The sequence below is a fragment of the Mycobacterium sp. E136 genome (assembly GCF_001666865.1).
Classification (GTDB): domain Bacteria; phylum Actinomycetota; class Actinomycetes; order Mycobacteriales; family Mycobacteriaceae; genus Mycobacterium.
In genome coordinates, this window is record NZ_LZJE01000376.1 from 1 (window position 1) to 6,903 (window position 6,903).

Genomic DNA, 6,903 nt, shown 5'->3' on the forward strand with positions numbered 1-6,903 from the left:
CCGCCGCGGCCGAACGTGAGGCCAGGCTGCGTGCCAAGCGTGCCCGCGAGGCGCGTCAGCACGCCGCGGCGGTGGCCGCCGCGGTCGCGGAGTCGGGTCGCGTTGTGGCGCAACGGTTGAGCGCGGTCGTGGCGGTGGCGTCGCGCGCCCGCGACGAGGTCGCCGCCGAACGGCAGCACCGCGCCGCCGCGCTGGCCAAGGCGCGCGACGAGGTCAACGAGCTCACGGGCAAGTTCAACGGCCTCACCGAGGCGCTGCACAAGGACGAGGTCGCCAAGGCCCAGGCCGCGCTGCGGATCGAACAGCTCGAGGAGCAGGTCCTCGAGCAGTTCGGCATGGCGACCGCCGATCTGATCGCCGAGTACGGGCCCGACGTACCGCTGCCGCCAACGGAATTGGAGATGGCCGAGTTCGAGCAGGCGCGCGAGCGCGGCGAGCAGGTGACCGCGCCCGCCCCGATGCCGTTCGACCGGGCGACCCAGGAACGGCGCGCCAAGAAGGCCGAACGCGAGCTCAACGAGTTGGGCCGGGTCAATCCGCTCGCGCTCGAGGAGTTCGCCGCGCTCGAGGAGCGGTACAACTTCCTGTCCACCCAGCTCGAAGACGTCAAGGGCGCGCGCAAGGATCTCCTCGACGTGATCGAGGACGTCGACGCCCGCATCCTGCAGGTGTTCACCGAGGCCTATGCCGACGTGGAACGCGAATTCACCCAAGTGTTTTCGACGCTGTTCCCCGGCGGCGAGGGCCGGTTGCTGCTGACCAACCCCAACGACATGCTGACCACCGGCATCGAGGTCGAGGCGCGGCCGCCCGGCAAGAAGATCAAGCGGCTCTCGCTGCTCTCCGGTGGCGAGAAGTCGCTGACCGCGGTTGCGATGCTCGTGGCGATCTTCCGCGCGAGGCCATCGCCGTTCTACGTGATGGACGAGGTCGAGGCCGCGCTCGACGACGTGAACCTGCGCCGGTTGATCAGCCTGTTCGAGCAGTTGCGCGAGCGGTCGCAGCTGATCGTGATCACCCACCAGAAGCCGACCATGGAGGTCGCCGACGCGCTGTACGGCGTCACCATGCGCGATGACGGGATCACGGCGGTGATCAGCCAGCGCATGCGCGGGCAGGAACTGGTCGGCGCCGCCAACTGATCGGCGATCTGTGCACCGTTCGGCGCGCTGAGCGCAACACGCGGTGCACAAACCGCGGCCCCGAGGGGGCGCGGGGGCGTCGGCGCGACTCTCCTTGAGACAATGGCGCCGTGACAGATGCTGGCTCGATGGGTTTGTGGATCGCGATCGCGGTCATCGCCGTTTTGTTGGTCACCGCGCTCGTCATCGGGCTGGTCCGGTATCGACGCCGGCGCATTCGGCTGTCGAAGACCGACACGGCCACCCCGATCGACCGGTCCGGCGGCTATACGGCCTCCTCAGGCATCACCTTCTCGCAGTCTGCGCCCGCCGCGCCCGCCGAACGCATCGACACCACCGGCCTGCCCGCCGTCGGCGATGACGCCACGATCCCGCGCGATGCACCGAAGCGCCCGATCGCCGATGTGCAGTTGCCCGAGCCGCCGGTCGAGGAGCGACCCGCGCCTCCGGCCGAACCCGCGCCCGTCGAGCCGCCCCCCGCCGAACCGGCTCCCGTCGTCGAGGAGCCTGCCGAGCCCGCACCCGCTGAATCGGCGCCCGTCCTCGACGAGATCGCCCCGACCGAAGGGCGCCTGGAACGGCTGCGCGGCCGGCTGTCCAAATCGCAGAACACGCTCGGGCGCAGCATGCTCGGACTGCTCGGCGGCGGAGACCTCGACGACGAGTCGTGGGAGGAAGTCGAGGACACCCTGCTGATCGCCGACCTCGGTCCTGTCGTGACCGAGTCGGTGGTCTCGGCGCTGCGGGCCCGGATGGCCAGCAGCCGGGTGCGCACCGAGGCCGACGCCCGCGCCGTGCTGCGCGAGGTCCTCATCGACGAACTACAGCCCGACCTCGACCGCTCCATCAAGGCCCTGCCGCACGAGGACAAACCGTCGGTGCTGCTGGTCGTCGGGGTGAACGGCACCGGTAAGACCACGACCGTAGGCAAGCTCGCCCGCGTCCTGGTGGCCGACGGGCGCCGCGTGGTGCTCGGGGCGGCCGACACCTTCCGCGCCGCCGCGGCCGACCAGCTGCAGTCCTGGGCGTCGAGAGTGGGCGCGCAGGTGGTGCGCGGTGCAGAAGGCGCCGATCCCGCGTCCGTGGCGTTCGACGCCGTCGACGAAGGCATCAAGGAAGGCGCGGACGTCATCGTCATCGACACCGCCGGGCGCCTGCACACCAAGACCGGGCTGATGGACGAGCTGGGCAAGGTCAAACGCGTCGTCAGCCGCCGGGCCGAGGTCGACGAGGTGCTGTTGGTGCTCGACGCCACCATCGGCCAGAACGGCCTGCCGCAGGCCAGGGTGTTCGCCGAGGTCGTCGACATCACCGGTGTGGTGCTGACGAAACTCGACGGAACCGCCAAGGGCGGAATCGTTTTCCGCGTTCAGCAGGAATTGGGCGTTCCGGTCAAGCTGGTCGGCCTCGGCGAGGGTGCCGACGATCTCGCGCCTTTCGAGCCTGCGGCGTTCGTCGACGCGTTGCTCGGCTAGTCGTTCGCGACCGCGGAAACATGAGCGTAACGCTTCTGGCGTGTCCGTTCACTTAACGGAAACGGAACAGAATCACCGGTGAAACTCCGGCAAAAGAGTCTCTTCGGGAGGCCGATCCGATCGGCGCACTTCCCAAGGAGGTTCACACAAAGTGGTTTCAGCCTTACCCCTTGCTCTACCCGATGATGCGTTCGCGCCGTTCGGCCCTGACGGGTTGAGTTCCGGCGACACCGCATGGGTACTCACCGCCGCGGCGCTGGTGCTGTTCATGACGCCGGGCCTCGCGTTCTTCTATGGTGGGCTATCGCGCCAAAAGTCCGTGCTGAACATGATGATGATGTCGTTCGGCACCCTCGGCGTCGTGAGCGTCATCTACGTGCTGTGGGGCTACTCGATGTCGTTCGCCTCGGCGCATACCGGCAGCAGCGACATCGCGGGCGTCTTCGACAACCCGTTTGCGTTGTTCGGGCTGAGCCCACTACTGGAAACGCTGGAAGTCGACGGCACCAGCCTTTACGTCATGGGCGGATTCGGTTCCGTTCCCGCGATCGTGTGGGCCGGCTTCCAGTTGACCTTCGCGGTCATCACCGTCGCCCTGATCAGCGGTGCGGTCGCCGAGCGGATGAAGTTCGGCACCTGGCTGGTGTTCGGCGGCATCTGGGTGACGCTGGTGTATTTCCCGCTCGCGCATATGGTTTGGGGTGGGGGTCTGCTGTCCGGTGCCGAGAACGGCATTGCGGCCACGCTCTTCGGCGTCAGCGACGAAGGTGAAGCGAACGTGCCGCCCATCGACTTCGCCGGTGGCACCGTCGTTCACATCAACGCCGGCATGGCCGCACTGGTTCTGGCGATCCTGCTAGGCAAGCGGACCGGCTTCGGCAAGATCGCCTATCGGCCGCACAACATTCCGTTCGTGATGCTGGGCGCCGCGATCCTGTGGTTCGGGTGGTTCGGCTTCAACGTCGGATCCGAGGGCGCGGCCGACATGCTCGCCGGCCAGGTGTGGATCAACACGACCGCCGCCACTGCCGCCGCGATGCTCGGCTGGTTGCTCGTGGAGCGCCTCCGCGACGGCCACGCCACCAGCGTGGGCGCCGCCTCGGGCGTCGTCGCCGGCCTCGTCGCGATCACCCCTGCCTGCGGGTCGTTGTCGCCGATCGGCTCATTGATCCTCGGTGTCATCGCCGGTGCGCTGTCCGCTCTGGCGGTCGGACTGAAGTACAAGTTCGGTTACGACGATTCGCTCGACGTGGTCGGCGTGCACCTGGTCGCGGGCCTGTGGGGCACCGTCGGCATCGGGTTCCTGGCAACGGAGACCGGACTGTTCTACGGCGGCGGCTTCCAGCAGCTCGTGGTTCAGGTGGTCATCGCTTTGGCCGCGGTTATCTTCACTGGCATCATGACGGCGATCATTGCCTTTATCGTCAAGCCGTTGGGTTGGCGTGTCACCCCGGAGGATGAGGACACCGGCATCGATGAAACCGAACATGCCGAAACCGCTTACGAGCTCGTCTGATCGGCAACAATTTCCTCGGAAGGGATCGACTACATGAAGCTGATTACTGCGATTGTCAAGCCGTTCACGCTCGAAGACGTCAAAACCGGGCTCGAACAGACGGGTATCCTCGGGATGACCGTCAGCGAGGTTCAGGGCTACGGCCGTCAGAAGGGTCACACCGAGGTCTACCGCGGTGCCGAGTACTCCGTGGATTTCGTACCGAAGGTGCGAGTGGAGGTCGTCGTCGTGGACTCCGCCGTCGACAAGGTGGTCGATGTCATCGTCCAGGCCGCACGGACCGGGAAGATCGGTGACGGCAAGGTGTGGGTGAGCCCCGTCGACACCGTTGTCCGGGTACGCACCGGAGAGCGGGGAGCCGACGCCCTTTGAGCCGCTTGAAGAGCTGAGTATTCGTCTCCCGACCGATGACACGGCAAGCGACAATCGAGAGGGCGGGAGAGGGCGAGATGGCAAAGCAGGTACCTGGTCCCGCCAACGAGCGCGACGAGCGCGACGAGCGCTCGCGCGAGGAGCATTCAACTGCCGCCGGTGCCCCCCAGTGGGTGGCGCCGGCGGCGGCCTCGTCTCGTCCGGCCAACGACCTCGCGGCCGCGACCAAACAACTGCTGACAGGCGGTGCCCGCCAACTGGATTCGGCCGCCTTGCGCCACGCGCTGCTGGACCTGCACGAATTCTGGCTCACCACCAAGGCCACCGAGATCGGCATCACGCCCACCAGCGGCTTCGCGATTGTCGCCACCGGCGGACTCGGCCGGGGCGAGTTCGTGCCGTACTCCGACCTGGACCTGATGCTGTTGCATGACAACATGCCGGCCGACGCTGTCGGCCAGGTGGCGGAGCTGTTGTGGTACCCGTTGTGGGACGCCAACATTCGCATCGACCACAGCGTCCGCACGGTGCCCGAGGCGTTGAAGGTCGCGGGGGAGGACATCTCGGCGGGCTTGGCGATGCTCGAGGCGCGCCACATTGTCGGCGATGCCGACCTCTCGACACTGTTGATCGGGGGAGCCCGTCGGCAGTGGCGCACCGGAATCGCCTCGCGCTTCGACGAACTCGTCGAGCACACACAAGCGCGCTGGCAACGCAGCGGTGAGATCGCGCACCGCGCCGAACCCGACCTCAAATGTGGCCGCGGCGGCCTGCGCGACGTCCAACTGCTCAACGCGTTGGCGATCGCGCAACTGGCCGACGTGTACCCCAACCAGACGTCCGCGTCCCCGCTCGGGTCGCTGGGCGAGGCTCACATGGCGCTGCTCAACGTCCGCACCGAACTGCACAGGGTCGCCGGTCGCGGCCGCGATCTGCTGCTCGCGCAGCACGCCGACGAGATCGGCGCGGCGTTGCACATCGGCGACCGCTTCGATCTGGCGCGCATGCTCTCCGACGCCGCGCGCACCATCAGCTTCTACGTCGACGCCGGAATCCGCACGGCGGGCAACGCACTGCCCCGACGCGGGTTCGCGGCGCTGCGCCGTCCGGCTCGCCGGCCGCTCGACGAGGGGGTCATCGAATTCGCCGGCGAGGTGATCCTGGCCCGCGACGCCCGCCCCGCGCGCGACCCCGGCCTGATCCTGCGGGTGGCCGCCGCGTCGGCGACCACCGGATTGCCGATGGCCGCGTCGACACTGGCCCGGCTCGCCGAGGCCGCGCCCGAACTTCGCGCGCCGTGGCCCGCCCAGGCCTTGAAGGATCTGCTCGTCATGCTCGCCGCGGGCCCGTCGGCGGTGGCCACAATCGAGGCGCTGGACCGCACCGGTCTGTGGGGCCGGTTGTTCCCGGAATGGGGAGCGGTGCGCGACCTTCCGCCCCGCGACGTGGTGCACATCTGGACCGTCGACCGGCATCTCGTCGAAACGGTTTCGCGGGCAAGCGCTTTCACAACGCGGGTGTCGCGCCCGGACCTGCTGATGCTCGGCGCACTGTGCCACGACATCGGTAAGGGACGCGGCGGCGACCACAGCGTCATCGGCGCCGAGTTGGCGACCCAGATCGGGACCAGGCTGGGGCTGTGGCCGTCGGACGTCGAGATCCTGTCGAAGGTGGTCCGCCACCACCTCCTGCTGCCGCACACCGCGACGCGGCGCGACCTGCAGGACCCCAACACGATCGCGGCCGTCGTCGATGCCCTCGACGGCGACCTCGTGCTGCTCGAGCTGCTCCATGTGCTCGCCGAAGCCGACTCGCTGGCGACCGGTCCAGGCGTCTGGGGTGACTGGAAAGCCTCGCTCATCGGCGACCTGGCTCACCGCTGCAGGACGGTGATGGCGGGCGAGCCGCTACCCGAACCGGATCCCATTGACCCGCGGTATCTTTCGCTCGCCGCGGACGTCGGGGTGCATGTGGATCTGTCGCCGGGAGACAGCCCGCACATCTACAACGTCACGATCATCGCGCCGGATCGGCGGGGCCTGTTGTCGAAGGCGGCAGGCGTGCTGGCGCTGAACTCGCTGCGGGTGCATTCGGCGTCCGTCAACGGACACGAGGGTTCGGCGATCAACACGTTCGTCGTCTCCCCGCATTTCGGCTCTCCGCCGGCGGCCGGGTTGCTGCGTCAGCAGTTCATCCTCGCGCTCGACGGCGAACTCGACGTGGCCGAGGCCCTGGATCGCCGCGAACGCGAGGCCGCGCAGTACGGCACCGCGCGGGCGGGCGAGGTGCCTGCCGCCGTCCCGATCAACCACGTCACCGCCCCGCCGCGCATCCTGTGGTCCGAGGGCGCCCGGTCCGGTGAGCTCGTCGTACAGATCCGCAGCACCGACCGCGCCGG

General features: G+C 68.3%; 5 protein-coding genes. All 5 read left to right on the top strand.

The features are described from left to right. A partial coding sequence (locus tag A5698_RS25655) for an AAA family ATPase (RefSeq protein WP_156670895.1) occupies nt 1-1,142 on the top strand: 1,142 nt, incomplete at its 5' end. Nucleotides 1,143-1,270: 128 nt separating this feature from the next. After that, on the top strand, nt 1,271-2,617 hold the full coding sequence (gene ftsY, locus A5698_RS25660) for a signal recognition particle-docking protein FtsY (RefSeq protein WP_197500740.1): 1,347 nt from the start codon (nt 1,271-1,273) through the stop codon (nt 2,615-2,617). A 151-nt stretch (nt 2,618-2,768) separates the two neighbouring features. Continuing rightward, complete coding sequence (locus A5698_RS25665) at nt 2,769-4,133, top strand: ammonium transporter (RefSeq protein ID WP_068302852.1); 1,365 nt, start codon at nt 2,769-2,771, stop codon at nt 4,131-4,133. Nucleotides 4,134-4,166: 33 nt separating this feature from the next. Then, nucleotides 4,167-4,505 carry a P-II family nitrogen regulator gene (locus tag A5698_RS25670; protein WP_068302858.1) on the top strand — a complete coding sequence of 113 codons (339 nt, stop codon included), beginning with the start codon at nt 4,167-4,169 and terminating at the stop codon, nt 4,503-4,505. A gap of 77 nt (nt 4,506-4,582) precedes the next feature. After that, a partial coding sequence (locus A5698_RS25675; RefSeq protein ID WP_084792623.1) for a [protein-PII] uridylyltransferase occupies nt 4,583-6,903 on the top strand: 2,321 nt, incomplete at its 3' end.